This is a genomic window from uncultured Fibrobacter sp., assembly GCF_900316465.1.
Taxonomy (GTDB): Bacteria; Fibrobacterota; Fibrobacteria; order Fibrobacterales; family Fibrobacteraceae; genus Fibrobacter.
The window spans coordinates 1-26,118 of sequence record NZ_ONDD01000030.1; the positions used below are offsets into that span (position 1 = coordinate 1).

Below are 26,118 nucleotides of genomic sequence, written 5' to 3' on the forward strand. Positions count from 1 at the left end.
GATGGTACCTGGCCCACGGGCCCGGGAGAGTAGGTCGCTGCTGGATTCACGGAGCCCCTTGCCTTAAAGGCGAGGGGCTCCTTTTTTTATATACCGCTCGGCCCTTATGCAGGCAGGTGCCCGTGGCCGGGCCTCGCTCTCGCCGCCACGGCCTGTCAGTACAGGCCGCTTGCGGCTCACAGCCCCTTGCCGTAAACGGCGAGCGGGGCTTTTTTTTTATGCCCGATTCACGCGGGGTTTTAGGGGAGGAACCCCACCCTGGTGGCCATGCGCACTAAGCGACAAGTCGCTAAGTGCTGTCCGCCCTAGGCGAGGGGGTAGCGTGCAACGCAGTGCTAGTGAGGGGGAGACTTCCCCCTTTCTGTATACTCTGCAAACATTTGCTTATTGAGTATTGTACAACATTTTTCCGCTAATAATCTGTTATTTATTCCGATTTGGAATAAAGAATATATTTTATGAAATGGAGTTGTTTGTGCGAGAGAATGGAATAGTCTTTCGTAATTAAAGGAATGTGTTTATGAAGCATTGGGTTTGGGTTGTTTGCTCTATCTTATTCTTGTCCGTCGTCGCGCATGCGACGCTTACGGTGCATATTCAGTCGCCGTGGCGTAATGACGACTCTAAGGCCGATTATTACCTGCATATCTTGGGATCTGCAGGTGGCTCTTACAATGCCTTCTTTGGAGCGACTTCTCCGACGATTACGACTGCCGAAGGTGATGGCTGGTTCAGCTATACCTGGGACAAGAATGTGTCCGATTTTCAGGATTGGCAGTCCTTTACGGTAAGCCTTTTCCCCAATACCGCTGACCAGAATTACAATAGCAATAACGAAGTGAAGTGGACCGAGGGCGGCGAGTTTAAAATGGGCGAGCTTTTCGGCACCGATGTCGAAGTCTGGCTTTATACAAATCCGGTCGACAAGAGCTATACCAAGTCTTTTGTGGCTCCAGGTTCCAAGATTGTGTGGTTTAAGAGCCCGTGGGGCAACCATGCGCTCCCGCAGATGATTTTCGGAACGGATTCCGTGATGATGCGCTTTGCCTACGACGACAAGTCGAGCTGCGGCTGGTTCTATGGAGCTGTTTCTCCGGCGATGATCGCTCGCAACCCGCTGCAGTCTGCGCACTTTATTCGCCTTAATACGCCTTACATGGTTTACCCTGCGCAGGGCGTGGTGGAACTTTCGATTTACTTCGACATGATGGATACTGTTTTTGTAGATGGTACTGTGGCGGAGCCTACGATCGATTCCAAGTTTAGTTCGCTTGGCGAGTGCTTTGATTCCACTTATGTGCTTCACATTTACCATCCGTGGCGTACGAATTCCACGTTCAAGGACAGCACAATCTACATTTCGATTGGCAACAACATCATCAATAATCCTGTTGCAACCGAAAAGGATAAGTACCCCTACTGGTACCGTTATGAATTTGAACCGTCCGTCGTCAATTCGGCGAACTGGAGCTCCTTTATGGCGGTGTTCAATATTTACCGCCGTCAGAACGAATGGCCGCAGGTCACTTATTTCAGTGAGACCAATCGCCCGCTGGCATCCAAGCTGTTCCCGACAGGTGTTTACGAGACTTGGCTGTTCACCAATAGCAACGGAGCGCTTGATCTTTCGTTCAGCCCGCTGGAACCGAAGACGATTCGCTTGATGAGTCCGTGGGACAATATGTCGCCATCGATGATTGTGGCCGACGAATTGGTTCGCATGGGACCGATTGCGGCAAGCCCGCTTGATTCGAGCCAGAGTGATACTTGCGGCTGGTACCAGGGCACGTATTACAAGCATACGGATGATTGGGGCGTTCAGTTCAGGCAGTCCTTCGGTACGGATTTCTATAGCCTTGAGGGCCTGATGGGCGAAGGCAAGGAAGCCGGTACTCCGATTTCTCTTGATTCCATGGTTGCGCTTTATGACACGGTGTGGGTTTATCCGTATCCGCTTTCGAGCAGTGCGCCCAAGTTCAGCGAAACCTTCCCGGGTCGTCTGGGCATTTGCCCGACTATGAAGATTTCGGCGATGATTCTCGACTGGGCGGGCGAGTCGTATGACGATGCTATTGATATTGACTTCGGTAACATCTATAACGGTAACGAATATACGACGATTGTGCGTGGCGATGCAGAATACAAAACTTGTGGCGGTCACGTGCTCGGCATGGTGCAAGACACCTTGAGTGAACTCGGGCTCCCGCTGCGCGTGGATTCGCTTGCATTCCCGTGGGAACAGTGCTCTGCTGGCCGCGAGATTGACAAGTGGTTTATTCCCGAGGTGCTCGCGACCGATCCTGCGACGGGCCGCGAATACACGAATGCGACTTGCCGCGATATTGACCTGGTGCTCGATGCTGAAGGCTTCTGGCTTGCCGATGTCACGGAATCTCCGAATGGCTGTAACGACCCTGTGAATCCGGGTTTCTATCCGATTGACGATTTCCAGTATCTGGATTCTGCGAAGACTATCAAGAACCCGAAATTCGACTGGGACATTTCGGGCTGCAGGCATAATTACAGCTTCTCGATGAAGATCAATGCGCAGTTCAAGTATGTGAAGGGACAGTTCTTTGAATTCCGCGGCGACGATGACGTGTGGGTGTTTATCAATAACCGCCTGGTTGTCGACATTGGCGGTTGCCATAGCCCTGTCGAAGGCGCTGTGGACCTCGATACCCTTGGTCTTACCGAAGGCAAGGAATATCCGTTCCAGATTTTCTTCTCGGAACGTAACGCTACGGGTTCTAACTTCAAGATGCGTACTTCAATCAACTTGCAGACGCAAAAGACGTATTTCCCGGTTGAGAAATCGAATACTAAGGGAATCATTGAATACGAACTTTTGCAGTTGCTTGTCGATGAATCTTTGAGCTGCGATGTGTCTAGCGTGTCGAAGGTTGATACGGCATACGCACAGTCCGTGTTCCGCCTGGTAGGCGGTGGACTCCCTGCCGACGGTGTGCTGCTTGAACCGGGCCTGAATTACGGCGGTATCTATATCAGCGAAAACATGGCTGGATTCTCGATCGATACTTCGGCCTTTGTGAATTCGCGTACCTTAAGCCCCGGCCAGTATGTGTTGATTTGCTACTTGGCTGCAGACCAGGGCCAGTATCAGATGATTCCGTTTACGGTGCCCGAATACCCGCTTCCGGATATTGCGTTTGTCGATGTGTTCCATGTGACCGATTCGCTGGTGTTCGACCCGAAGGGTTATACGCTTCGCGGTGACGTGCTTGGGCTCGATGGTGGTAAAAACGATACCTTGCTTGCACATGTGACTTACCCGGATACGGTTCCGTTAAAGGTGGTGCTGTTGTACGGCTCAACGCCGTGTGGCAACATGCTTGCCAGTTCGAATGTCAATTGCGTGGCTACATTGAATTTGAAGACAAAGTATCCGCTCAGTTTCTTGGATGCAGACAACCAGCGCGTAACCACGATTACGACCGATTCTACGGGGTATGCAAGTTTCTATGTAGTGGGTGATTCTGCAACGGTCGATGCCTTCTTTACCATTGAAGGCGAAGGCGTTGCAAACAAGATTCATTGGACTGACATTCACTTCAAGGAACCGCCTGTACCGTTTGTTGTAAAGGCTGCCATGTTCGACGTGAATGGCGACGGTATTCCAGATAGCCTTTCGATTCCGTTCAACAAGGCGTTTGACAAGGTCGTGCCCGACACGCTTTCGTGGGCGTTTGGCGGCACGCAGTTCCATACGACAGCGGGTCAAGACAATATTAGGCCGCTCGTAGAACAAGAATCGATTATTACTTTGTACAATCCTGCAGGACTTCGCGAAGATGTATTCACTGGCCTGTCTGACCAGATTTATTCAGGCTCGCTTTTGTACCACTACACTTATACCGATGAAGACTCCTTCGAAGAAGTCAAGCTTTCGATGAACACCTTAATCGAAGATCATGTGGCTCCGATTATTCTGAGTGCGTCGGTGGAGCCGAAATCGGAAGATGTGAGCGTGGTGACCATCAACTTGAGCGAAGGCTCGAATATCAAGGCGCTTGATGCGAAGAATGCCTTCGTGTTCTACCGCGATTCTGCAATCTTTATGGATTCGCTGAACATTGTAAGCTGCGACAAGAATGCGCAGGGGAATGTGTTCAGACTGTACTTCCAGCGCTCCGCACAAACGACGCTTCCGGAAGTGGGTGATTATGTAAGGCTGTTACCGGGTGAACTCAAGGATCGCAGTGAAAATGCGGCACACGCAAACAATCCGAAGGTTCGCATTGTAGGCGACCAGCGTACCGATATCAAGGCTCCTGGTGTGGTAACGATTTCGGGCGATGTCGAAGAATGGCCTTATAGTGAACCGGTCGTTCCTGTGGTCGTGCCGATGAACAAGACGGTTAAAGAAATCATCGATAGCATCGGTAAGCCGGGCTTGTTGTTGAGCTTTAATCTTGGCGAACTGGCGACATCGGCAATCATGAATTTGCCGAGCGGAGCCAACAAGGATTCTGCCCTTGCGCTGATCAAGATTCATTGGGAAAACTACTACTTCTCGCACTTGGGAAGCTTTGTGAACAAGGCTGGCGGAAGTATCGCTTGTAACGATGCAAAAGTATTCTACAATGCCGCTGACCCAAGCAAATCGAACTGCTACGACAATCCGGGCAACCTGTTCTTTGAATGGGGCGCTCGTAGCGACAAGGGCCGCCTAGTAGGCACGGGTGCCTACATTTCCAAGATGAAGGTGAAAATCAAGAACGGAAAGGAACAGGCCGGCAGCACCGACGATACGTTTATGATCGGCATTCGCCGCAGCAGGCGTTAATTCTTGCTGGGGGTGTTGTACAAATCCAGAGTTTCTTTGAGCTTGGTTGCAACGCCATTGATGGTGTTGAAAATATTGCTCAGGTCAGTCTGGATTTTGTCGAAAATTTCGAGATTGCAGAACAGGTCGTTTCGATAAGTCTTGTTCGACTGGTAAAGATCGCGCAGCGAGCGTAGAATCTTTGCCTGCTGTTCCATTTGTGTCTGGGCTTCTTTCTGGCAGGCTTCAAGTTCAATACGCTTTTTCTTGGCGACTTCCGGATCGTTTTCGCGAAGGATATATGTCGGAAGCGTTGCGAAGTCTTCGAACCTGGTCGGCATGGAATTTTCGTTTCTGGCATTGTTGTTGCGAAGCCCGACGCTCTTGACTGCAGAATTGATAGAAATGGTGCAGCTTGATGTTCCGTGGAAGTTGCAGCGCACATTCTTTTCGATTTTGCGTAATTCGTTGTAGGGGTTGAAATCTTCGTCGGTTTCTACGTAATGCAGCGGAACGTAGAGCGGTGTCTGTTCGCCTGCCACCGTAACACGGTAGCTAATGCAAGGTTCGCCGTTGAATTCCTTGGTTTCGTACAAATTGTTAGAGCTGTTGCGCAGGCCCTTGACTTTGCGGTAAAGACTGTCGGCGTCGTAAGTCGTGGAGATGACGTTTGCAAGGTCCTTGAGGATGACGCTCTTGACGATGTCGATAAAGCTTTCCATGATGGAGTTGTTCGAAGTAGAACGTCCCCAAATCGGAGTGCCGAGGAAGAGCGTGTCCGAGAATGTCGTTTGGTTACGCCCGTTAAAGAAGGCGATGGTACGTGCGATGTTTGCAAGAGAGAGCCACTTGCTAATGGGCACGTAGATTGCATTTTGAATGCAAAGGTCCGAAAGCTTTCCGATGATGGCCATGGTCTCGGCAGAAAGGGCGACCTTTTGTATTTCATCGGCCCACTGCCTTTTTTCTTCTTCGGAAATCGTGTATTCTTCGGGTGCCTTGAAGTCTTCGCTTAGGCTGTAGTTTTGCAACAGCAAGCACAAGGATTCCGAAGAAAGATTGTCGGGCATGCAAATGGTAAGCGTAATTTCGTCAACGATGTCGGCGCGGCCCATGGCGTTTTCGGGGCGAACGTCGCTACTGAGAATAAGCGTGGTGTGCTTGCGCTTTTGCAAGGCGTTGCGCACGCATTCCTTGGTGGCATCGTCAATCGGGTTGAACCCCTTGAACAGGACTACGTCGTAGTCATCGATAGAGCCGGGGATTTCATGCGGGTGGCTGCCCATTTCGATAAAGCGGGGCTTTTTGAATGCCGAAAGCAAGCGGTTGATCATGAAGCTCTTGCCCGAACCGGTGCGACCGTACAGGTAAAATGGCTCGTCATTGATTGCGGCCAGGAATGCCAACTGGAGTCTGTCTTGCCTTTCAGGGAATTCCTGACAAAGAGCCTGCATCAAGTTCTGGATACGGTTTGTGAGCGTCATGATTTCTTCCTTCTTTCTCTGAAATATAAAAACTGGGAAAGAAATATGGAAGGGGTAGATAGGCTCAGAGCAGATTTTGGAGGGCTTCGGGAGAAATTTCTGTTGTCTGGGATGCAACGAAAATTAGCGAATTTACATTTTTTTGGATAAATTCGGCAGGGAGCCTGGCGGCGTCTTTTTCTGAAATCACGAAAGTATCTTGCGGACGCTTCTGGAGGATTTGTTCGAATTGGATGGCGAACGTTTTGCTGTGATCTTTAAAGAAGAACTTGCGCTCGATCTCGATTCCGAAATTTTGAAGGTCGTTGCAAAAGCGCTCGGGGTTTCCGAGGCCGCATACGATATTTACTTTTGTGCCGTTTTTGACAAATTCTTTGCCTGTCGCAAGGTGGTATACTTTGTCTATAACGAAGCGTACATCCGGGTGTTCGCCTTCGCATTGGAGCGCGTGGACCATAGGTGAATTTAGGTCGTGGTCTTTTGCTAGGCTACGCATTTTACCGCAGGGCCAGAGTTCCGAAATCTTGGTGGGTAGGGGTTTCCACTGCAAGAGAATGGTGTTTGCTCCGACCAAGCGACTGTCTTCGAATCCGTCGTCGCAGACGATGCAGTCGAACTTTTGCGAGTGGTCAAGTTCTTGTGCCAAGCGGTAGCGGTTGCGGGTTGCAAAAATCTGGATGCGCGCGTTGTCTGCAAATTTCTTGCGGAGCATGGCGACTTCGTCGAAGGCGTATTCGTGGGCGAGAAGTGCTACCGCCTTGCCTTGGGCAGCTAGGTGATTGCAAAGCCAGATGCAGAAAGGCGTCTTACCTGCACCACCGGTGCGAAAGCTCCCGACGACAATCAGTTTAGAATGCCGAAGAGGAGCGCCCGGCCTAAGGCAGAGCGCATGATGCAACAGGTACGCGGCACGGTAGCAGATGGCGGCGAGTAAACGAAACATGAAACCAGCCGACTGCGACTAAACCGCTACAGACAATGGCGTTTTTGCTGCAAGAACAAGTCAGCCAAAACGAGGGCTGCCATGCTTTCGACAATCACCGGCGCACGGACTGCAACGCACGGGTCGTGGCGACCGCGGGCGGCAAGCGTTCCGTTTTCACCACCGCGGCCCGCAGTCTTTTGTTCCTGCGAGATTGTGGCGGTGGGTTTGAATGCCATACGGCAGTAAATGGGTTCGCCGTTGCTGATTCCGCCGAGGGAACCGCCCGCATTGTTGGTGCGGGTGTGGTAGGCGTGGCCGTCAAAGTAAAGTTCGTCGTTGTGCTTGCTGCCGTGCATGCGGGCCGAGGCGAAACCGCTTCCGATTTCAAAACCCTTGCAGGCGGGGATCGACAGCATTGCCTGGGCGAGCAACGCGTCCAGGCGGTCGAACACCGGTTCGCCCAGCGCCACCGGCGGATTCTTGACCAAGAGGCATACGGTGCCGCCAATGCTGTCGCCGTTTGCGCGGGCATCGAGCACGGCTTGTTCCATCTTGGCGCTTGCGTCCAGGTCGGGGCAACGTACGGGCGAGGCTTCAATCTGTTCGAGAGTGAGCTTGTTCAGGTCTAAAGGACCGCAATCGACTTCGCCAATGGAATTTACCCAGGCGATGATTTCGGTGTTGTTTACCTGCTTCAAAAGTTTCTTGGCGACCGCACCTGCGGCAACGCGTCCGATGGTTTCGCGGGCAGAGCTGCGTCCACCGCCACGATAGTCCCTGAACCCGTACTTGAGGTCGTAGCACAGGTCGGCATGACCCGGGCGGTACCATTTCTGGATTTCGGCGTAGTCGTGGCTGCGCTGGTCTTCGTTAAAGACGGCGAAAGAAATCGGGGTTCCTGTGGTTTTGCCTTCGAAAACGCCCGAAAGGATCTTAACCTGGTCCTTTTCGTCGCGGGCGGTGGTCATTTTGCCCTGCCCGGGGCGGCGGCGGTTGAGTTCCGCCTGGATTTCGTTTTCGGAGATTTCGAGGCCTGCAGGGCATCCATCCAGGACCGAACCAACTGCCGGACCATGGGATTCGCCCCAGGTAGTAACGCTAAAAATTTTGCCAAAAGTGCTTGCCATGAGTCAAAATATAGATAATCGGCGTTTTTTCTAAGAAAATATCAGATAAGGACTTACCAACATGGCAAAGTTTACTATCTTTTACAAAGATTCTAGGAGTATCCTGTGAAACACTTTGGATTTATTATAACGATTTTGACCCTGCTGCTTTCTCTGGAAGCGGCCGCCCAGCGTTATAATGACTTTGCGGGTATTCCCTTTGGTGCCACCCGTGAGACCGTTATCGAAGAGGTGATGAAGCTCGGTTACGAGCCGTATGGTCAAAGTGGCGAAGGCGAACGTGTCGTCATTCCGGTATTTATGTTCGGTGAACTGCCGGTCCAGGTTGACTTTATTTTTAACAAGAACGACAAGTTCTACTCTTTTGAAATTCGTACCGGCCGTGTCGAACGCGCCCGTCTGAACAAGTCTTTTGAAGCTGTAGCCTACATGTCCGAACAGTTTACGCTCAAGTACGGCAAGCCCTCGGGCAACCCGGCCATTGATGAAACTTCGGCCCTGAAGGAAAGCATTTTGAACCTGTACCAGCAGTGGTTCTCGCAGAAGGTGCTCAACATTTACACCGGACTGGTGCAGAAGGAAGGCCGCTATTTTGCAGTAGGTGCCGTAACGCACCGCAAGCTCGCGACCGAAAAACGTTCGGGTTCGGGCCGCTCCTCGGAACGTGCCGCCTCCACAAAACCGGTATTCTAGTTTATCTGTAATACAGGGTAAAATTTTTAAAAGCCGACGAACTTCGCCGGCTTTTATCATATTTGGCCTTTGGGGCCAGCCCGGTTTGGGCTAGGTCTTGAGCTTGTCCAGAGCCTCGTTCGGGCCAATCACGAACAGCACGTCGTTTTCCTTGAGCACGTAGTCGGCGATGTTACCGATCTTGGGGGTGCGTTCCAGCGGGTCGCGAATGGCGATCACCTGGATGCCGTACTTGTGGGTGAGCGACAGGTCCTTGAGGGTCTTGCCGAGGAATGCGTCGGGGCAGGCGATTTCCACAATCGAGAAGCCTTCCATGAACGGCAGGTAGTCGAGCATGTTCGGACGATTGAGCCTTTCGGCCAGCGAAATGGCCATGTCGCGTTCCGGGTGGAAGATGTCTGCCACGCCGAGCTTTTCCAAAATAATGGTATGGGCCGGGCTACTGGACTTGGCAATAATGTGCTTGACGCCCAGTTCCTTGAGGTTCAGGACCGTCAGGAGCGAGGCCTGTAGGTCTTCGCCGATACAGCAGATAACGCTGTCCACCTTGGAAAGCGGGAGCGACTGGAGCTGCTTTTTACGGGTACCGTCGGCAACGACTGCCTGGGACACCTGGTTCGATATATCCTGGATCTTTTCGGGACTCGGGTCTACGACCATCACATCGTGTCCTAGTGCGGTCAAATGGCGGGCCAAAAAGTAGCCCGTATTACCCAGTCCTATCACTACAAATTGTTTAGAAGCCATGGCCTAAATGTAGTAACTTAGCCGACCATGATGTCTTCTTCGGCGTACCACATGCCCTGCTCCTGCTTTTTAGCCACTGCAGAAATCAGGAACAAGGGGCCCATACGGCCGACAAACATCACCGTACAGATCACAATACGGCCAGGAATCGAAAGATCCGGGGTAAGACCCATGGAAAGACCGCAGGTGCTGTAGGCGCTTGCCACTTCGAAGAATACCTTGAGGAACGAAACTTGCTCAATGGAGTTGCCGGCGGCCTCGGTTTCGAGCAACACGAGGGTTGCCACCACCACGACCACGATAGCCACCACGAAGATTCGCACGGCCTTATCGACCGTGGTTTCGGGAATGGTGCGGCCAAGAATCTGGGTCTTGTTGCGGCCCAGCAGGCGGTTAAATCCGAGCAGGAAAATCACGGCGGTCGTTGTCGTCTTGATACCGCCACCGCAGCTACCCGGGTTTGCACCGATCAGCATGATAATCACAAAGAAGAACAGCGAGCCCACGCTCAGGCCGGGCACGTTTACGGAGTTCAGGCCAGCGGTACGGCTGGTGAATGCCATGAAGGCGCTGGTTTCCAGCTTTTGGCCGAAGTTCAGACCCTCGAAGGTGTTGCTCCATTCGCTGAACATAAAGAAGAGAATGCTCACGAGAACGATAATCAGGGTAAAGCCTGTGGCGATGTGGGTATGGAGCGATACCTTGCGGATAGCGCGCTTTTTAAAGTCGAACAGGTAGCGGATTTCGGTAATGGCCAAGAAACCGAAGCCGCCGGCGAGCGCGAGCACGCAGGTGGTAATGTTCATGAGTGGGTTCAGCTGGAACCGTTCAAGTGAATCCGGGAACAGGGTAAAGCCCACGTTGCAGAACGAGCTGACCGCCTGGAACAGGCTGCAGAAAAGGCGGTCGTAGAGCTCCATGTCGCTAAACTGCGTAAAGTACACCACAGCGCCAATGGCTTCGAGCAAGAAGGTAAAGGGGAGCACGGCTTTCAGGATTCGGCCTGCATCGACGTTACCTTCCTGCGTGTAGTTTGCGAGGAGGGCCGACTGGTGGTTGAATCCCGGGTGCATACCGGCAAGCAAGATAATCACGGTAGAAATCGTCATGATTCCAAGACCGCCCGCCTGCATCAGGACCACGAGAACCCAGTTGCCAAAGGTGGTAAAGCTTGCGCTAATATCGATAGTGGTAAGGCCGGTAACGCATACGGCAGACATGGCCGTAAAGAAGGCGTCGAGTACGCCTACCGGTTCACGCTGCGCAAACGGGAGCGACAACAGGAGTGCCCCCAAAGAAACCAGCGCGAGGTAGCCGGACACGATCATCAAAATCGGGTTGCCCGATTTTTTCTTGACTTCGGCCTTCTTTTCCACGAAGTCAAACGCTTCGTACCTAGAACGTAACATGGGCGTAAATATAGAAATTAATCCCCATCTTGCCTAGGTTTTGGCGGTTTTCTACATTTGGGCCCGTATGAAGAATTTACGTGCCATTTTGATGCCGATTGCGATTTTACTCGGGATTTTGCTCCCGCAGGCACACGTGCTTTCGCCGTTAATGCCGTTTTTGATCGGTACCATGATGTTTTTGACGTTTGTGACGAAAATTCCGCCACAAACCCATGGTTACACGTTTAAAATTGAAATCCGCGCCCTAGTGGTGAGCCTGATTCTGGTGGCGGCTATTGCGGGCATCGTAAAACTCTTTGACCTTCCGCGCGAAGTGCTTTTGGGCGGTGCAATTATTGCGCTTTGCCCGCCTGCAAACGCGGCCCCTGCCATGGCCAAGATGCTCGGCGGTTCGGCCTCGCTTGCGTTAAAGATTTTCTTGAGCGGGAACCTGATTGCCTGCTTTTCGATTCCCCTTGTGTTCGGTTACCTGACCGGCACCGATGCGGGGCTCTCCGAAATCGCGATGAAGATTTTCAATACGATTCAGCCCATCATCAGCATTCCGCTTGCGTTTGCGCTTGGCCTGCGAGCATTCTACCCGGAGCTTGCTGACCGCGCCGCCAAATACCAGAAGTACACGATGTTCGTGTGGACGTTCTCGGTGTTCGTAATCTTGGCGAAGGCAAGCTATGACATCCGCGAAATGGGATTCACGGAACTTTGGAATAGCGGAAAGCTCCCGATGATGGCGGGAATTTCCCTCATTCTCTGCATTCTCCTTTACGCCCTCGGCTGGTATGTCGAAAGGAACCGTCGCCCGATTGAAAGTGCGCAGAGCATGGGCCAAAAGAATACCACGCTCGTTATCTGGATTGCTACTTTGTATGCAGGCCCCGTGGTGGCACTCGCTCCCACTTGCTATGTGGTGTGGCAGAACCTGGTGCTCAGTTATCTGAGCGCAAGGATCAAACCGAAATCCTAAATAGCTGAAAAAATTTGTTATTTTTCAACAAAATAGTGAGGAGACTGTTTTGTATGCTATTTCGATATGCAGGCATAGCTTTAACGTTGTTCCTTGCCGGTTGTGTCTATGTGACCGGTGGCGATAGTGAAGCTCCAGAAGAGATTGAACTTGCAGATTTGCAAGGGTGTTATTACAACGCCGATGTGAGTCACACGTTTAGTGACGTGTACCATTATGAACACGACACCAAAGTGGGCGGGACTCTTACGGTAAAAGATGATAGTGTCTCGCAGAACTCTTATTGCCGAAAGCTTTGCATCGAAGGCGATAAGATTACGGACTTGACTTTCACTAAAAAAGTTTTTTGGACTAGAGATGGCCTGACCCGGCTTTCTACGGCATACGCTGATTCCTCGACTGGAAAAGGAACCGCGTCGATTCTCGGGTACGATTCGGATGACGGTCATTTCTATAATAACTTGAAAATGAGCATTAAGTATAAGGAATCTTGCTCGTTTAATTACTCGTGTGATGATAAGTATTATTGGTTGACGTATAGCTATCTGTTTGAAGAACGTGATGGTGTGAAGTCCATTTACCATCACGGTCGTGTAGAGGTTTCCTCGAAGGAGTACAACGACTTATGCGCAGAATAGTTTTTGCACTCGTAGTCCTTTGCGTGGCTTTTACATCGGCCAATGCGGCTTATTTAAATGCAACCTTGCAGGATAGCCGTATCCAGGAATCCAATCATATTTACAAGCCTGGTGGAATAGTCGGTTTCGCCCTTGAAGGTGGCTTTTTCAATGAGCCCGAAAACATTGTCGATTACACGTTAGGAATCGGCATTCGTAGATTCGGTTATTCGCACTCCAATGGAGACAAAAGTGTTTCTCTTTGGGAAATTGAATTCAAGCCTTTGACATGGAGCGTGACATATTGGAACGTGATGCTTGAATTTTATTTAGGCATCGGCTACATTTTTGCGGAAAGCAACGTAAACGAAGAAATGGAAAAGCGTTTTGAAGGAACCGATGACCGTGGAAGCCACGGAACGATTGAGAATATCAAGGAAACGATTGCTATCAATTACGGTTACAGATTGGGGTATAGAATTACGGAACAGTTTATGGTTTCGTTAGTCGCCGATTACCAGAAACCTGGACCGGGCTGGCATTATGCGCATGACCCCACAGGACATTTCTTTGTCGGTGGTTTAGGCGTTAATTTCCAATGGAATATGCCGTGGTAGAATATGACCCATGCCGAACTTGTCAAGCGCCTGTTGGCTGAACAGGATTTAAAGTACCGCGACTTTCATGCGTCGCTGTTGCCGAACATCGACAAAAAATCGATTATCGGCGTGCGCGTGCCCACGATGCGAAAGATTGCGAAGGAGTTTGTGGATTCAGCGGTGAAGGGGGCTGCGAAGGGCTCTGCAAAAACTATGCCGAAGGATGTTGCGAACTTTTTAGACAAGCTCCCGCACAAGTATTTCGAAGAAAATCAGGTGCACCTTTTTGCGGTGGAACGCATCAAGGATTTTGACGAATGCCTGCGTCGTATCGAGCAGTTCTTGCCCTACATTGACAACTGGGCTGTATGCGACGGCAAATCCCCGAAAGCTCTGCTCAAAGATGAAACGCAATTCTTGGAACGCATTCAGGCATGGCTCAAGTCGAATCACCCGTACACGGTGCGTTTCGGCGTGAACATGCTCATGAATTATTTCTTGGACGAGCGATTCGACAAGCGTTACTTGAAATGGGTCGCGGCCATTGACGAAAATATTTTCGACGATTCGGACACTGGAGCCGCAGAAGGAAACGTGCGCGCAACCGATCGCTACTATGTGCAAATGGAAATCGCCTGGTATTTCGCGACGGCGCTTGCCAAGCAATGGGACGCCGCCTTCCCCTATATTAAGGGGCGAAAGTTTTCTGCATGGACTCATGCCAAAACAATCCAGAAAGCCTGCGAAAGCTACCGAATTACGGCGGAGCAAAAAGAAATCTTGCGTAAGCTGAAATAATGGCGCGTGAAGGCGCGAATTATACGCCGGCTTCTTGCAGGCGCTTTACGTGACAGTAGGCGAGTTCCTTTGTTTTTTCATCTCTGAGGTGCAGGCTGGAGCCTTCGCAGTAGCGCCAGTATTTGCAGTCCTTGCATTCGCCGATTCTAGCCCAGCTGCGGTCGCGCATGACCTGATAGCGGTTCTGCCATACATCCCACAAGTCGTCTTTGTAGATGTTGCCTTGAATGTAGTCGCCGCGCAAGCTCGGGCATGCCGAAATGCTTCCGTCGCAAAGGACCGAGGCGATGTTCACGCCGGCCCAGCAGAAGAACGGATTGTCGCGAACGACTTTCTCGTAGCTCCCGAGGAATCCTTCGCAGTCGTAATTCACGTTAATCTGGCCCTGCTTTTTTGCTTCGCGAATGAATTCGAAGGTTTGGCGGAATTCGTCGTTCGTGAGCATGAATAGTGGGTTGTCTTTAGCGCGGCCTTTGGGGAACACGTTCGAGACTCGCCAGCGCCTGACGCCGAGATTCACCAGCAGGTTGTGAATTTGCGGAAGCTCGCTCAAGTTCTTTTTGTTCACGCAGGTCATTACGTCGAAGGTCAGTTCCTTGACGCTTGCGGCCATATGGATCGCTCGTATGGCGCGTTCAAAGCTGTGGGCGTTACCGCGGAAAAGATTGTGGTTCGCTTCAAGACCATCGAGACTGATGGTGAGCGAGCGCAGGCCCGCGTTCATGAGCTTGGTAAAGCGCTCGGGAGTGAGAGCCAATCCGTTTGTGACCATGCCCCAGGCGTAGCCTCGTTTTTTGATTTCTTGGGCGCATTCTTCGAGATCGCCGCGCATGAGCGGTTCACCGCCGGTAATGACCACGGTGAAATTCTTGGGGTCCACATGCGGGGCGAGGCTGTCGAGCACTCGCAGAAAATCTACGCGGGGCATGTCGGGAATGGCGTCGGCAACGCAGTCACTGCCGCAATGCTGACAATGCAGGTTGCAACGCAACGTGCATTCCCAGAAAAAATACGTCAGCGGATGCGCCTTAATCTCGTTGTGGCGATAAAGGCGGAACGCTTCGAGCGCGAGCTTTTTCTTGAGACCGAGCTGCATTAATTATTTTCTTCCGGTGCGCCGCAGATATCGCTCGGGCATCCGTACAAGTCTACGGCGCCATCCAATATGTCGTATTTGGCACGGAATTCGGCTTCGTTGTAAACCTTGCCGTCGTCGCACTTGTAAGTGGTTTCTTTGACAATTACAACTCCGTACTTGGCGCAGACATCGCCGTCGCATTCAGGAGACTGTACCGTTTCCTTTGTTTCTTCTTTGCAGGTGACGCCGTCTTCACAAGAGAGAGTCGAGCCGGTTTTTTGGCAAAGGGGATTTAGAACGCCGTACTTAGGAGCAATCACTTCGCTGCTGGAACTTGCGATGAAGACGCCGTATTTGGGCGTAACGGGGTCAATAACGATGAAGGAGTCGCGAACGCCATATAGCGGAGCCGGCATGTCAAAGCTGCTGGAGCTTTCGGTGATATTCGGGTCGACAGCTTCAGAAGAGCTGGAGGTTGCCTCGGCTGCGGAACTTGCGGCCGGGTTAGCAGAAACTTCGGAACTGGATTCCGGATTGGCTGCTGTAGCACTGGAGTTAGGCTGCTCGACAGAGGAACTGGATGCATCGCCGGCTGTTGCGGAACTAGACTTCGGCTTGTCAACCGAAGAGCTGGATTCCGGCGTGCTATTGTCGTCGGCCGAAGAAGTGTTGTCGCAGCTTGCCCAGAAAAATCCGGTCAAGGCGAGGGCAATTTTTTTCCAGTGTTTGTAGAGCATATTAAACTCCTTTTAAAAGCAAAGGCTTATTTTATTTAATATATAAAATATATGCGATTTTGCAAGCAATGTGCGTTTTCCTGTGACGCTTGCAAAAAAAGAAAAACATTTCCTAAAAACGGCCAATGCGAGCAAAAAGACGACCAACGTGAGCAAAGAGCGCCTCGTATTAACGAGGCGTGGTTGCGAGAGTGAGGCGATATCACATTTTTTTGACTGAAATAGAGCCGAACGGTCTCATAAGTCCACATTTGACTTTTAGTTCCTAATGGAGTATATTTAGTAGCATGATGGGATTTGGACGTAAAAACATCTTTTCTTGCGCCGCGGTAGCCCTGTGCCTCGCGGGCTTTGCCTCGGAATCGCAGGCTCAGACCAAGGTGGTGGTGGACCCCGGCAAGCGCTATCAGGTTTTTGAAGGCTGGGGAACCAGTCTTTGTTGGTGGGCCGTAAAGGCGGGCGCCTGGAGCGAGTCGAACCGCAGCAAGCTTCTGGGTGCGATTGCCGACCCCGATACGGGTCTGGGCTACACGATTTTCCGCTACAACATCGGCGGCGGCGACCAGCCGGGCCATAACCATTTGGACAAAGGCGACGGCGGTGCGAATGTTCCTGGCTACAAGCCTACCGAAAAGGGCGATTTCGACTGGACGGCCGACCCGTACCAGCGCACAATCGCCATTGAACTTTCCAAGCGCGTGAAGAGCCCGATTTTTGAGGCGTTCAGCAATTCGCCCCCGTGGTGGATGACGAAGAGCGGCTGCGTCTCGGGCTCTAGCGACGGCAGCGACAACCTCAAGGAAGACTATTTCGACGACTTCGCGGACTACCTCTCCGAAGTGGCGCTGCATTTCAAGAAGGAATGGGGAATCACGTTCCGCACGGTGGAACCGTTCAACGAGCCGAGTGCTGGCTGGTGGAAGTCCAATGGCGGGCAGGAAGGTTGCGGCTTCAAGAACAACCAGACGAAGATGATTGTGGAACTCGGCAAGGCGCTTCAGAAGAAGGGCCTGTTCCCCGAGACTTCGGTGAGTGCCGCCGACGAGACGAACATTGGCGATGCCCTGAACCAGTTCAACAAGTACAGTTCCGAAGCGCTCTCGTACATGTTCCAGGTGAACACGCACAGCTATTCCGGCGGCGATAACCGCGCAAAGCTTTTCAATGCGGCGTTCGCGAAAGACAAGAAGGTGTGGCAGTCCGAAACGGGCCCGCTTCACAAGAGCGGCGACGAGAACATTGCGCTCTGGATGGCGGGCGTGATTCTTGCAGACCTGCGCGACATGAAGGCTAGTGCCTGGGTGGACTGGCAGATTGGCGACCCGGCCGAGAACTGGCGTAGCCTCGCGCTGAACCACAGCAAGCAGACATTCACGCCGAACGCCCGCTATTACATGCACGCCGCATTCAGCCGCTACATCCGTCCGGGATCGCGCATTATCGATAGCGACAACGGCAACACGCTTGCAGCGCTGCGCGAAGATGGCTCCCTGGTGCTTGTGGTGCGCAACAGCGGCTCTAGCGATGCCAAGTACAGCTTTGACTTGACCGCCTTCGATAAAATCGGCACAAGCGCAAAGGTTTACCGATTCGAACTGCCCGGCTCTCTGAAGGCGCTGTCCGACATCGCTCTTTCGGGCAAGTCCCTCTCGATGACGGCGCCTGGGCAAACCATTACGACCATGGTCATTTCCGGCGCCGAAGGTGGCGTCTGCACTCCGGATACAATTATCCCGTACGTGAAGGTGCATGACGGCGGCTGGAACGAGACGACCGATGTTCAGGTGAACAAGGGCGACTCTCTGGTCATTGGCCCGCACCCCTGGGAAGGTGGACGCTGGGTCTGGAGCGGCCCGAAGGACTTCAAGTCTACCGACCGCGAAATCCGATTCAAGAACATGGACGGCACCATGAGCGGCTACTACAAGGCGGTCCACACGAATGCCTCGGGCTGCGATGCTTCTGTAACTATCAAGGTGGTGGTTGATGACCCGGAAAATCCGTTCGTAGAACCGGATACAACTCAGGAAGATTCGACCACGGCGATCAGGAACCGCAACCTGGTAGACTTCGCAATCTGTCCGAATGACCCGATTCAGGTCTTTGACATGCAGGGTCGATTCTTGGGCAAGTCGCTCAAACTTGCTCCGGGAACTTACCTTGTTCGTCGGGGAATCCGCCTACAGCAGGTCCGAATCAAGTAGTTTTTGCCGATAATCTTGTGAAAATTACAAAAAGCTTACCAAATGAATAAGGATTTTGCTATCCTTTATTCATGCTTTTACAAACAACTGCTCAAAAAATCGTTTTTTCTGTCCTTGCTGTGTTCCTCCTCATTACCACAGGCAAGGATTGGTTTGACTTCTATTCCTGCGGTGCGGTAAGCCAGTGCCTCTCTGATGCGGGCACCCTGCAGCTCTACACCAAGTCGGTCATGTCGACCATGCTTACGGTGCTTGCCTTTATCACGGCTTCGAGCGCCTTCTCTGGCCGAGACGGCAAACTGCTTCGCGCGGCATTTGTGTTCTCGTTGCTGGCTGACTACAGCTTCAGCCTGCTCAAGGCAACCGTCGCTGATGCGGGAACCCTCAGCACAATTCTCGGAATCAGCTTCTTCATGGTGTTCCAGGGTATCTTGATTTACAGGCATTCCCGCAAATCCGAAGACGACAAGAGCATTCCTAAGATTTATGCGCTCTTGGCTGTGGCCGTTCTCGCTGGCATCGCCCTAATTGCAACCGGCACCTTGGACCTTACCGTGGCCGTTGTCGTGGTTTATGGCGTGTTCGTTATTACCTCGGTGGTTATGGGTATTCTTGCTCCGCGCAAGGGCTATTTCCCGACCGTAAACGCCAAGTTCGTTTGCTGGGGTATGGTCGCCTTCTTCTTTGGCGATGTGTGCGTCGGCCTTTCGATGGTCACGGGTGACGACCACAGCGCGCTGCAGTCGGTTGCCGAAATTGCAAACAACCTCATTTGGTGGTTGTATGTGCCGGCACAGCTCATGCTCATTCGCGCTTGCGTCAAACCGAAAGCTTAAATTGCAAATCAGCCTATATTAAAAAAGCACCCTTTTAGGGTGTTTTTTTTTGGAAATTTTGTCAGGGTACAAAAAAGGCATCCCTCACGGTGGAACACTCGAAGCTACTCACTTAAAAATGATAGCAGTGCCTCGGGGCTTTGTTTTTCGCGTCGGAGCGCGCCTAAACTGAACACCAAGAGCGACGAGCTTTAAAAATACTGTTAGATCGGGCGTTAATCCGTGGGATGCCTTATCCGTAATATAGACAACTTGAAGGGCAAAAGCAAGCGAAAAAACGAAAAATATTTTTTTGTCCTTTTAAAATAAATGATAAGTAAAGAATTCTTATCGTTGTTTGGCGAAATTAGTTCATAAAGGTCGTTTTTATACAAACGAGCCCTACTCCATTTTGGAATATTCAGCCTTCTGTGTCGGGAGTGATAAATTCCGTGACGTACTTTGCGACTTGGTCGCGCAAGTTGTTGCCGCGGACCTTGCCTAGCAGGATTTCGATGTCTTCGATGGGGGCTGCCATGAACGCTTCGGCGCTCCTGTACTTGCTCAAAATCTTGACGCGGGTCTCGTGACCCACGCCTGGCATCTTGAGCCATTCGACTTCCAGGTCTTTTTTGCGCTTGCTGCGCTGGTAGGTAATGGCGAATCGGTGCGCCTCGTCGCGGGCGTTCTGCAAAAGCTTTAGTGCCGGGCTGGTGCGGTGCAGGACGATGCTCTTGCGGTCGTCGGGGAACACGATCTCTTCGAGGCGCTTGGCGAGGCCGATGAGCGGTAAATCCTGATCGTGGCCGAGCTCCTTCAGAATCTGCATGGTGGCGTCTACCTGGCCTTTACCGCCGTCGCATACCCACAAGTCGGGCATGGGCACGCCCTCGTTTTCGAGCCTGCGAATGCGGCGGGTCATCACTTCGCGCATGCTGGCGAAGTCATCGACGCCTTCGACGGTCTTGATGATAAACTTGCGGTAGTTGGCTTTATCGGGGCGCCCGTTCTTGAAGGCCACAAGGCTTGCCACCGTGTTCGTGCCCGAAAGGTGAGAAATATCCACGCACTCGATGCGGAACGGCGTCTTTTTAAGCCCGAGGACTTTCTGCAGTTCAAATACGCTCTGGTCGATTTCGCTGTACTTCTGCACTTCGGCGCGCATTTCCACAAGAATCATGTCGGCATTGGCGCCTGCAAGTTTTAAGAACCCGAGTTTTTCGCCGCGCTGGGGCGTGCTGAAAGTGACCTTTCTCCCTGCCTGTTTGCTGAGTGCCGCTTCAAGTTCCTTGCGGTCATCCGGCAGCACAATGTCGGTTGCGATTTCGGCAGGGATCAGGGGCGCCTCCATGTACCACGGGAGCACCATCTGCCTAAATATTTCGGTTTCGTCGTCTTCGAGTTTGCATTCCAGCCGGTAATGCCTGCGCCCCATGAGTACTCCCTTGCGGTATTCCAAAATCACGGCCGCGGCCATGTCGCCGTTACGGCGGAGTGTCACCACGTCGAGTGACAAGTTCGGGTCGCTGGTGTCGGTCTTCTGGTGTGTGCCAGATGCCTGCAGCGCCTGAATGGCGTCGCGCTTTTTCATGGCGGTTTCGAAGTCGAGCCGTTCGCTCGCTTCTTCCATTTCGCGCTGCCAAAGGTCAATCAGGTCGTCGCGTTTGCCTTCGAGCATGAGCCTTGCGTTTGCAACATCCTTGGCGTATTCCTCTTGCGTAATGAGCCCCGCACACGGCGCACTGCAGCGCCCGATGTGGTAGTTGAGGCAGGGGCGCACGGGGTGCTTGGCCGGCAGTTCCATGGAACATTCGCGAATCTTGAACAACCTTGCCGCAATGTCGATGAGCTTGTCGATATAGCGCGAACTCATGTACGGACCGTAATACTGGCGGCCGTCCTTCTTGACGGATCGCGAAAGCGATAGCCGCGGGAACGGTTCCTTGACCGAAAACGCCAGGTACGGAAAGTGCTTGTCGTCTTTCAGGAGCACGTTGTACTTGGGCGTGTGCTTGCGAATCAGGTTCGCTTCTAGAATCAGCGCCTCTTGCTCGCTTTCGGTAATGATCCATTCGATGTCCCGAATGTAGGGGAGCATGAGCGTTGCCGCGCGGTGGCCGTTGTGCTCGGAGCCGTCGAAGTAGCTACGCACGCGGTTCTTTAGAACTTTAGCCTTGCCGATGTAAATGATTTTCCCTTGGGCGTTCTTCATGATGTAAACGCCCGGTCGGTCCGGCAATTCCGTCAGTCGCCGCTGTATATGTTCATTTACAGAAATCATTTGTTTTTTGTGAAAAAATTTAGTTATCTTAATAATGTTAAAGTTCTAAAACTCATTAGACGGAGCAAAAATGAATTTAGAAAAAATGAGTGTGCTTTCCCAGAAAATCGAGGGCGTCCTGGGAACGGTCCGTACCCTCAAAGAAGAAAATGCAAAAATCAAACGCGAACTGTCGCAGGCCCAGGCGATGGTTCAGGACAAGACCCTGTTGCTCGAATCGGCCAAGCATGACCTTGCCGACTGCAAGGCGGCTCTCGACGCCCGTGCCAACCAGGCGAACGCTCAGCAAGACATGCTGAACCGACAGACCACTCAAATGGAGGCTCTGAACGAAAAGACGGTGGTTCTTGGTCAGCAGCTGGTTGAAAAGGATGGCTGCATCGAAAGCCTGGAATCCAAGGTTCGCGAACTGACGAGCAATCAGGAACTACTGAGTGGTCAAATCAACGAAAGAGCTGAAACCGTGAACGCCCTCAATGCCCAAGTGGCCGAAAAGGATGCAACGATTGCAAAACTCATGGAACAGCTTTCCGAAAAGAATGCTCTTGTAGACAGCCTGAACGAACAGCTACAGGCTCAGAACGACGAAATTGCCGAAGCCCAGGAAAAGTTCAACCAACTGGTTGCAACCATCGAAAACGAACTGGGTACAGACATTTCTATCGATCAGGATGAATCGGCCGAACAGCCCGCAGAAGAATCTGTTGAAGAAGCGGCAGAAGATGCCTCGGAAGAACCTGCAGAACAGGCCGAAACGGCTGACGACCTGGTGCTTGAAGAAGTACCTACCGAAGAACCCACGGAAGAAGTGGCTCAGGAACCCGAAGACGATGTCCCGGCTATCGAAGTTCATGGGGCTGATGAAAAAGACAATGATCTGTTCGCGAGCAAGCAGGAGGGCTCGCAGACAAGTTTTTTCGGATAAGGATGCTGATGGACGATGATCCATTCGGCGTAGGGATTAAATAATGGCTAGCATCGAACCTTTGAAATCGGTAACCATTACCGTTGCCCAGGAATCCATTCAGATTCGCACCGACTTGCCCGATGCGGAATTGAATGACATCGTGGAAAACATTAACCATCGTTTTGAACGCTCGGCGAAATTCCAGATGGACAACCGCAAGCGCATGGCATTGCTTGCCGTGGAGCTTATGTCCGAAATCATGGAACTCCGCAAGCAGCTGGGTCGCGCGAAAAACTATTACGACCAGATGGAAAAGGAAGTCCAGAACCTGACGCTCCTCTTGGACGAAGGTGTGGACAATATCGAGCAGCTTTAACTAGTCTTATAAATTAAAAGAAAACCCGAGCGTTTGCCCGGGTTTTTCGTTTGTTAAAGGTTTAGGTTTATTCGGCTTCGGTGCCTTCGACGCAGCGGACGTTGTAGGCGCGAGGACCTTCGCTGGACTGGAAGTCCTTTTCGACACTGTCGCCGGAATAGGACTTGATTCTCCAGGAGGTGTTGCTGCCGTCTTGGATAATCCAGATGTAGCCTTGTCCGTCGTTCAGGCCGAATTCAGTGACCTTGCCTTCTTCGTCGAGCTTGAATCGTCCGCCAATGACCCACCAGCTATCGGGCTGGGCTGCTGCTGCTGCGGTGACTTCGTCTGCGGTCGGGAGACGCCAGCCCATGGGGCAGACTCTCTGAGCAACGCCATAAGTGTAGTACACGCTCTTGTTTTTGGCGCATACGTCGTTGCCTTCCATGTCTTCGCAGAAGCTTCCGTTTTCGGTCTTATACCTCAGGTTTTCTGCCATCCAGCGAGTGCCGGCGACCGTTTCCAGTTTATAGGATTGATTGTCGCGCATGTCCGTCATGGTGTTACCGTTGATGGTCGGCGGAACCTTTGCTTCTTCAGACATGCCGATGTCGATGCTGAGAGCAGAGGACGAGGACTGGAGATCCGGGTTGGATGTCATTCCGGCGTACTTGGCTTCGCACTCCGGGCTCCAGCAGAAAACGCCGCTGCTGTAGTTCGGGGTTTCGATTTGGCTCGGGTCAAGGTCTTGCTGTACGATGGAATCGCGGGTAATCGTTACCGTGCTGGGTTTTCCATCGCTGGACGACGGAGTCGGGTTCGAATTGCCGCTAATAGAGGAAGAGCTTGTTGCAGGAGATTGCGTTGAAGACGAAGATTTTCCCGCGTCCGGAGTTTGAGCTGCTGAAGAAATTGAGGTTTCTTCGGCAACCGGGCCGAACGGGGTCAAAATGTCGTTATCAGACGTACACCCCCAGAATAAGCACACCACACCCACACATCCCAAAAATGTAGTGATCTTTTTCATGCCTGTAAATATAGTTTACATTTCGGGACTTAACGAGAAAAAAGAAATTTACTATGTTTTAACCCACTATGTCGAACGTTGAAATCTTTGATACTACTTTTGCGATGACCATTCTCGTGGTCCTTGCACTCGTTGTTCCCACTGCCCTTTTGGTGGCAAACTGGTTCCTGCACCCCGGGAAAATCAAGGGGACCTCGATCAAAGGTACGTCCTATGAATGCGGTGTCGCACACGTTTCCGGTACTTCGGGCGAACGATATCCCGTAAAGTATTACATGGTCGCCATGTTGTTCCTGGTCTTTGACCTCGAAGTGGCGTTCCTCTACCCCTGGACCGTTCAGTTCCTCAAGGGCGGCTGGGACTTGCTGTTCGTGTTGCTCGGATTCCTCGTGATTCTTGAAGCAGGCTATATCTACCTGGTCAAGAAGGGTATCCTCAACTGGACTCGAATCCAAGACTAAGATTCGGGAAAGAGTATTCTATCTCAACTAAACGAGCGCGGTCCCATGGGGCCGCGCTTGTTTTATGAACAAAACAATTTTTCTACTTTATTGACTATGAATAACGCAACGCCTGACTTTAATTCGCAACATTTTGAAGTTGCCGGTTTTATTCGCGAAGTGTTCGGCTATATGGAACGCTTCAAGGGCCAGCTGTTTGTGCTGAAAATCGAGGATGACCTAATGAGTCACCCCCTTTTCCCGGTGCTTATGCGCGATATTGCGCTTTTGCACAAGGCGGGTATCCGCATTATTATCGTGCCGGGTACGCGTAACAGCATCGATGCCCAGCTCAAGGCGTGGGAACTGGAATCCACGTTCCATGCCGGCGTGCGTCTGACAAGCGAAGAGGCCTTGCCCCACATTGAGCAGGCTTCTCTCGGCGTTGCACAGCATATCATGAGCCACCTCACGGCAAGCGGCCTGAGGGGCATTCAAGGCAACTGGGTGCTGGCTCGCAGCATGGGCGTTATCGACGGTGTCGACTACATGCGCACCGGCCGTATCGAACGTATCCAGCGCGATATCCTGGAACAGCTTTTGGAAGAAAAGTTCGTGCCGATTATTCCGCCGATTGGCTGGAACAAGCTCGGGCACGCTTACAATATCAGTTCTACCGAACTTGCGACGGAACTCTGCAAGTACATGAAGGTGGGCAAGCTCTTCTTCATCGGTAACCAGAACGGTATCAAGCTCGAAGGCCTTGTGACCGGTCGGAACACCAAGTACCTGGAACCCACGGATTCAGGCGTTATTTCGGCTATGGACGTGGACCAGGCCAAGGAACTGCTGGAACTCAATTCCGACCAGCTCGACTTTGCTCAGATGGACTACCTGATGAATGCCATTCGGGCATGCGAAGCGGGTGCGAACCGTGTTCACTTGCTGAGCGGTGAATTCCAGGGCAGCGTGCTGCAAGAAGTATTTAGTGCCCGCGGTGACGGTACCATGGTGTACGCAAACCAGTACTCCAGTATCAGGCCCGCGAACATCGAAGATATTCCCGATATCCTGCGCATTATGCAGGACTACATCGACAAGGGATTCTTGGTGCCGCGTACGCAAGAAAGCATTTCCGAAAAGCTCAAGGATTACGTTGTCTACAGCATCGACAACAGCATTCACGGCTGTGGCGCCTTGCACGAATTCGAAGACGGCATGGCCGAAGTCGCCGGCATTGCTGTGGGCGCGAACTACCGCAAGTCGGGCATTGGCGACGCCATCGTGCGCCACTTGATTTCTGTGGGCCGCATGAAGGGCTACAAGAAGTTGTTCTTGCTCACCACGCAGGCTCTCGATTGGTTCTACCACTTCGGATTCGAAGATGGTACGGTCAGCGATTTGCCCAAGAGCAAGCGTGAACATTACAACCAGAAGCGTAAATCCCGTATCTTGATTCTTCCGCTGGAGAAATAATGAATACTCTTGAAGCTATCAAGACTCGTCGTAGTACCCGCAAGTTCCAGCAAAAGCCGGTGGAACTTGAAAAGTTGCAGACCATCGTGGATGCGGGCCGTTTCGGCCCCACCGGCGGTAACTGCCAGAGCAATCACTTCTTCGTGATTAGCAATCCGGATGTACTCAAGAAGCTTGTGGAACTGGTGCAGTCCGCCTTTGCCGCCATGGAACTCCGCGAAGACTTGTACAAGAGCCTGCAGAATTCCATTCGCTTGTCGCAGAAGGGCACGTACGTGTTCAATTACAATGCTCCTGTGTTGATTGTGGTTGCAAATAAGAAGGAATACGGCAACAACATGGCCGATGTCGCCTGCGCCGTCGAAAACATGATGCTTGCTGCGAACGAACTCGACCTCGGCAGTTGCTACATCAATCAACTCAAGTGGCTGAACGAAGATCCGGCGCTTCTCGAATACTTGCGCTCCCTCGGCCTTAAAGAAGACGAGCGCGTGTACGCCTCGGTTGCCATTGGCTATGCCGACACGGAATCCGGCCTTCCGAACCGCACGGAATCCCCGCGCATCGGAAACGAAGTCGTTTTCGTGTAATGCCCACAGGGCGTCGTTGTTCCTACCTATTTGATAAATCGTCCACGCTTTTTCCG

Annotated in this window: 22 protein-coding genes; 13 read left to right on the forward strand and 9 right to left on the reverse strand. The window is 52.0% G+C overall.

What is annotated here, in order from left to right:
• The first annotated feature begins 520 nt into the window (after nucleotides 1-520).
• Entirely contained in the window at nucleotides 521-4,807 is a 4,287-nt protein-coding gene (locus tag QZN53_RS10800) for a fibro-slime domain-containing protein (protein WP_163438968.1), read from the forward strand.
• On the opposite strand, the gene QZN53_RS10805 is transcribed toward QZN53_RS10800, so the two are convergent.
• The 3 genes from QZN53_RS10805 to aroC all read right to left on the reverse strand — a co-directional run bounded on the left by QZN53_RS10805 (nucleotide 4,804) and on the right by aroC (nucleotide 8,322).
• Complete coding sequence (locus QZN53_RS10805) at nucleotides 4,804-6,270, reverse strand: hypothetical protein (protein ID WP_163438969.1); 1,467 nt, start codon at nucleotides 6,268-6,270, stop codon at nucleotides 4,804-4,806. The two genes, QZN53_RS10800 and QZN53_RS10805, sit on opposite strands and share 4 nt — an antisense overlap.
• Before the next feature lie 64 nt (nucleotides 6,271-6,334).
• Nucleotides 6,335-7,213 carry a tetraacyldisaccharide 4'-kinase gene (locus QZN53_RS10810; protein ID WP_163438970.1) on the reverse strand — a complete coding sequence of 293 codons (879 nt, stop codon included), beginning with the start codon at nucleotides 7,211-7,213 and terminating at the stop codon, nucleotides 6,335-6,337.
• 26 nt (nucleotides 7,214-7,239) lie between these two features.
• On the reverse strand, nucleotides 7,240-8,322 hold the full coding sequence (gene aroC, locus QZN53_RS10815) for a chorismate synthase (RefSeq protein WP_163438971.1): 1,083 nt from the start codon (nucleotides 8,320-8,322) through the stop codon (nucleotides 7,240-7,242).
• A 105-nt stretch (nucleotides 8,323-8,427) separates the two neighbouring features.
• Between aroC and QZN53_RS10820 the strand changes: the two genes are divergently transcribed.
• Complete coding sequence (locus QZN53_RS10820) at nucleotides 8,428-9,015, forward strand: hypothetical protein (protein ID WP_163438972.1); 588 nt, start codon at nucleotides 8,428-8,430, stop codon at nucleotides 9,013-9,015.
• A 90-nt stretch (nucleotides 9,016-9,105) separates the two neighbouring features.
• Here QZN53_RS10820 and QZN53_RS10825 read toward each other — a convergent pair whose 3' ends face one another.
• Both QZN53_RS10825 and QZN53_RS10830 read right to left on the reverse strand, forming a co-directional pair.
• Nucleotides 9,106-9,762, reverse strand: a complete 657-nt coding sequence (locus tag QZN53_RS10825; protein WP_163438973.1) for a TrkA family potassium uptake protein — start codon at nucleotides 9,760-9,762, stop codon at nucleotides 9,106-9,108.
• A 17-nt stretch (nucleotides 9,763-9,779) separates the two neighbouring features.
• The gene (locus tag QZN53_RS10830; protein ID WP_163438974.1) at nucleotides 9,780-11,171 is read right to left on the reverse strand and encodes a TrkH family potassium uptake protein; all 1,392 of its coding nucleotides are present in this window, start codon (nucleotides 11,169-11,171) and stop codon (nucleotides 9,780-9,782) included.
• Between the two features lie 67 nt (nucleotides 11,172-11,238).
• Here QZN53_RS10830 and QZN53_RS10835 point away from each other — a divergent pair, with 67 nt between their 5' ends.
• From QZN53_RS10835 to QZN53_RS10850, 4 genes are read left to right on the forward strand one after another with little or no spacing between them, the layout of a single operon-like run.
• Nucleotides 11,239-12,138, forward strand: a complete 900-nt coding sequence (locus QZN53_RS10835; protein WP_163438975.1) for a bile acid:sodium symporter — start codon at nucleotides 11,239-11,241, stop codon at nucleotides 12,136-12,138.
• A gap of 53 nt (nucleotides 12,139-12,191) precedes the next feature.
• Entirely contained in the window at nucleotides 12,192-12,776 is a 585-nt protein-coding gene (locus tag QZN53_RS10840) for a hypothetical protein (RefSeq protein ID WP_163438976.1), read from the forward strand.
• The gene (locus QZN53_RS10845) at nucleotides 12,764-13,372 is read left to right on the forward strand and encodes a hypothetical protein (protein ID WP_163438977.1); all 609 of its coding nucleotides are present in this window, start codon (nucleotides 12,764-12,766) and stop codon (nucleotides 13,370-13,372) included. The genes QZN53_RS10840 and QZN53_RS10845 overlap by 13 nt, the downstream gene beginning before the upstream one ends.
• Nucleotides 13,373-13,375: 3 nt before the next feature.
• Nucleotides 13,376-14,152: a DNA alkylation repair protein gene (locus tag QZN53_RS10850; protein WP_163438978.1), complete on the forward strand. Its 777-nt coding sequence runs from the start codon at nucleotides 13,376-13,378 to the stop codon at nucleotides 14,150-14,152.
• 19 nt (nucleotides 14,153-14,171) lie between these two features.
• On the opposite strand, the gene QZN53_RS10855 is transcribed toward QZN53_RS10850, so the two are convergent.
• Complete coding sequence (locus tag QZN53_RS10855; RefSeq protein WP_163438979.1) at nucleotides 14,172-15,248, reverse strand: TIGR04133 family radical SAM/SPASM protein; 1,077 nt, start codon at nucleotides 15,246-15,248, stop codon at nucleotides 14,172-14,174.
• On the reverse strand, nucleotides 15,248-15,967 hold the full coding sequence (locus QZN53_RS10860) for a hypothetical protein (protein WP_163438980.1): 720 nt from the start codon (nucleotides 15,965-15,967) through the stop codon (nucleotides 15,248-15,250). Before QZN53_RS10860 ends, QZN53_RS10855 begins: the two co-directional genes overlap by 1 nt.
• Before the next feature lie 287 nt (nucleotides 15,968-16,254).
• On the opposite strand from QZN53_RS10860, the gene QZN53_RS10865 reads away from it, so the two are divergent.
• Entirely contained in the window at nucleotides 16,255-18,171 is a 1,917-nt protein-coding gene (locus QZN53_RS10865) for a glycoside hydrolase (protein ID WP_294653063.1), read from the forward strand.
• A gap of 71 nt (nucleotides 18,172-18,242) precedes the next feature.
• A complete protein-coding gene (locus QZN53_RS10870; RefSeq protein WP_163438981.1) occupies nucleotides 18,243-19,007 on the forward strand; it encodes a hypothetical protein in 765 nt (254 codons plus the stop codon).
• A 400-nt stretch (nucleotides 19,008-19,407) separates the two neighbouring features.
• Here QZN53_RS10870 and uvrC read toward each other — a convergent pair whose 3' ends face one another.
• Nucleotides 19,408-21,267 carry an excinuclease ABC subunit UvrC gene (gene uvrC, locus QZN53_RS10875; protein WP_163438982.1) on the reverse strand — a complete coding sequence of 620 codons (1,860 nt, stop codon included), beginning with the start codon at nucleotides 21,265-21,267 and terminating at the stop codon, nucleotides 19,408-19,410.
• A gap of 70 nt (nucleotides 21,268-21,337) precedes the next feature.
• Between uvrC and QZN53_RS10880 the strand changes: the two genes are divergently transcribed.
• Both QZN53_RS10880 and QZN53_RS10885 read left to right on the forward strand, forming a co-directional pair.
• Nucleotides 21,338-22,192, forward strand: a complete 855-nt coding sequence (locus tag QZN53_RS10880; RefSeq protein ID WP_163438983.1) for a hypothetical protein — start codon at nucleotides 21,338-21,340, stop codon at nucleotides 22,190-22,192.
• 43 nt (nucleotides 22,193-22,235) lie between these two features.
• Nucleotides 22,236-22,550, forward strand: coding sequence for a hypothetical protein (locus tag QZN53_RS10885; protein WP_163438984.1), 315 nt, complete (start codon nucleotides 22,236-22,238; stop codon nucleotides 22,548-22,550).
• A 67-nt stretch (nucleotides 22,551-22,617) separates the two neighbouring features.
• On the opposite strand, the gene QZN53_RS10890 is transcribed toward QZN53_RS10885, so the two are convergent.
• Nucleotides 22,618-23,556 (reverse strand): FISUMP domain-containing protein, encoded by a 939-nt coding sequence (locus tag QZN53_RS10890; RefSeq protein ID WP_163438985.1) that lies wholly within the window; start codon nucleotides 23,554-23,556, stop codon nucleotides 22,618-22,620.
• A 68-nt stretch (nucleotides 23,557-23,624) separates the two neighbouring features.
• Between QZN53_RS10890 and QZN53_RS10895 the strand changes: the two genes are divergently transcribed.
• The 3 genes from QZN53_RS10895 (at nucleotide 23,625) to QZN53_RS10905 (ending at nucleotide 26,062) form a co-directional block, all read left to right on the forward strand.
• Nucleotides 23,625-24,017: an NADH-quinone oxidoreductase subunit A gene (locus QZN53_RS10895; RefSeq protein WP_073319767.1), complete on the forward strand. Its 393-nt coding sequence runs from the start codon at nucleotides 23,625-23,627 to the stop codon at nucleotides 24,015-24,017.
• A gap of 96 nt (nucleotides 24,018-24,113) precedes the next feature.
• A complete protein-coding gene (argA, locus tag QZN53_RS10900; RefSeq protein WP_088628467.1) occupies nucleotides 24,114-25,472 on the forward strand; it encodes an amino-acid N-acetyltransferase in 1,359 nt (452 codons plus the stop codon).
• Nucleotides 25,472-26,062 (forward strand): nitroreductase, encoded by a 591-nt coding sequence (locus tag QZN53_RS10905; protein WP_163438986.1) that lies wholly within the window; start codon nucleotides 25,472-25,474, stop codon nucleotides 26,060-26,062. Before argA ends, QZN53_RS10905 begins: the two co-directional genes overlap by 1 nt.
• The last annotated feature ends 56 nt before the right edge of the window (nucleotides 26,063-26,118 follow it).

What these genes read in the sequence shown, in the direction of transcription:
- QZN53_RS10800 (WP_163438968.1), top strand. Translation starts at nt 521, where the DNA reads ATGAAGCATTGGGTTTGGGTTGTTTGCTCTATCTTATTCTTGTCCGTC.
- QZN53_RS10805 (WP_163438969.1), bottom strand. Translation starts at nt 6,270, where the DNA reads ATGACGCTCACAAACCGTATCCAGAACTTGATGCAGGCTCTTTGTCAG.
- QZN53_RS10810 (WP_163438970.1), bottom strand. Translation starts at nt 7,213, where the DNA reads ATGTTTCGTTTACTCGCCGCCATCTGCTACCGTGCCGCGTACCTGTTG.
- aroC (WP_163438971.1), bottom strand. Translation starts at nt 8,322, where the DNA reads ATGGCAAGCACTTTTGGCAAAATTTTTAGCGTTACTACCTGGGGCGAA.
- QZN53_RS10825 (WP_163438973.1), bottom strand. Translation starts at nt 9,762, where the DNA reads ATGGCTTCTAAACAATTTGTAGTGATAGGACTGGGTAATACGGGCTAC.
- QZN53_RS10830 (WP_163438974.1), bottom strand. Translation starts at nt 11,171, where the DNA reads ATGTTACGTTCTAGGTACGAAGCGTTTGACTTCGTGGAAAAGAAGGCC.
- QZN53_RS10835 (WP_163438975.1), top strand. Translation starts at nt 11,239, where the DNA reads ATGAAGAATTTACGTGCCATTTTGATGCCGATTGCGATTTTACTCGGG.
- QZN53_RS10840 (WP_163438976.1), top strand. Translation starts at nt 12,192, where the DNA reads ATGCTATTTCGATATGCAGGCATAGCTTTAACGTTGTTCCTTGCCGGT.
- QZN53_RS10845 (WP_163438977.1), top strand. Translation starts at nt 12,764, where the DNA reads ATGCGCAGAATAGTTTTTGCACTCGTAGTCCTTTGCGTGGCTTTTACA.
- QZN53_RS10850 (WP_163438978.1), top strand. Translation starts at nt 13,376, where the DNA reads ATGACCCATGCCGAACTTGTCAAGCGCCTGTTGGCTGAACAGGATTTA.
- QZN53_RS10855 (WP_163438979.1), bottom strand. Translation starts at nt 15,248, where the DNA reads ATGCAGCTCGGTCTCAAGAAAAAGCTCGCGCTCGAAGCGTTCCGCCTT.
- QZN53_RS10860 (WP_163438980.1), bottom strand. Translation starts at nt 15,967, where the DNA reads ATGCTCTACAAACACTGGAAAAAAATTGCCCTCGCCTTGACCGGATTT.
- QZN53_RS10865 (WP_294653063.1), top strand. Translation starts at nt 16,255, where the DNA reads ATGATGGGATTTGGACGTAAAAACATCTTTTCTTGCGCCGCGGTAGCC.
- QZN53_RS10870 (WP_163438981.1), top strand. Translation starts at nt 18,243, where the DNA reads ATGCTTTTACAAACAACTGCTCAAAAAATCGTTTTTTCTGTCCTTGCT.
- uvrC (WP_163438982.1), bottom strand. Translation starts at nt 21,267, where the DNA reads ATGATTTCTGTAAATGAACATATACAGCGGCGACTGACGGAATTGCCG.
- QZN53_RS10880 (WP_163438983.1), top strand. Translation starts at nt 21,338, where the DNA reads ATGAATTTAGAAAAAATGAGTGTGCTTTCCCAGAAAATCGAGGGCGTC.
- QZN53_RS10885 (WP_163438984.1), top strand. Translation starts at nt 22,236, where the DNA reads ATGGCTAGCATCGAACCTTTGAAATCGGTAACCATTACCGTTGCCCAG.
- QZN53_RS10890 (WP_163438985.1), bottom strand. Translation starts at nt 23,556, where the DNA reads ATGAAAAAGATCACTACATTTTTGGGATGTGTGGGTGTGGTGTGCTTA.
- QZN53_RS10895 (WP_073319767.1), top strand. Translation starts at nt 23,625, where the DNA reads ATGTCGAACGTTGAAATCTTTGATACTACTTTTGCGATGACCATTCTC.
- argA (WP_088628467.1), top strand. Translation starts at nt 24,114, where the DNA reads ATGAATAACGCAACGCCTGACTTTAATTCGCAACATTTTGAAGTTGCC.
- QZN53_RS10905 (WP_163438986.1), top strand. Translation starts at nt 25,472, where the DNA reads ATGAATACTCTTGAAGCTATCAAGACTCGTCGTAGTACCCGCAAGTTC.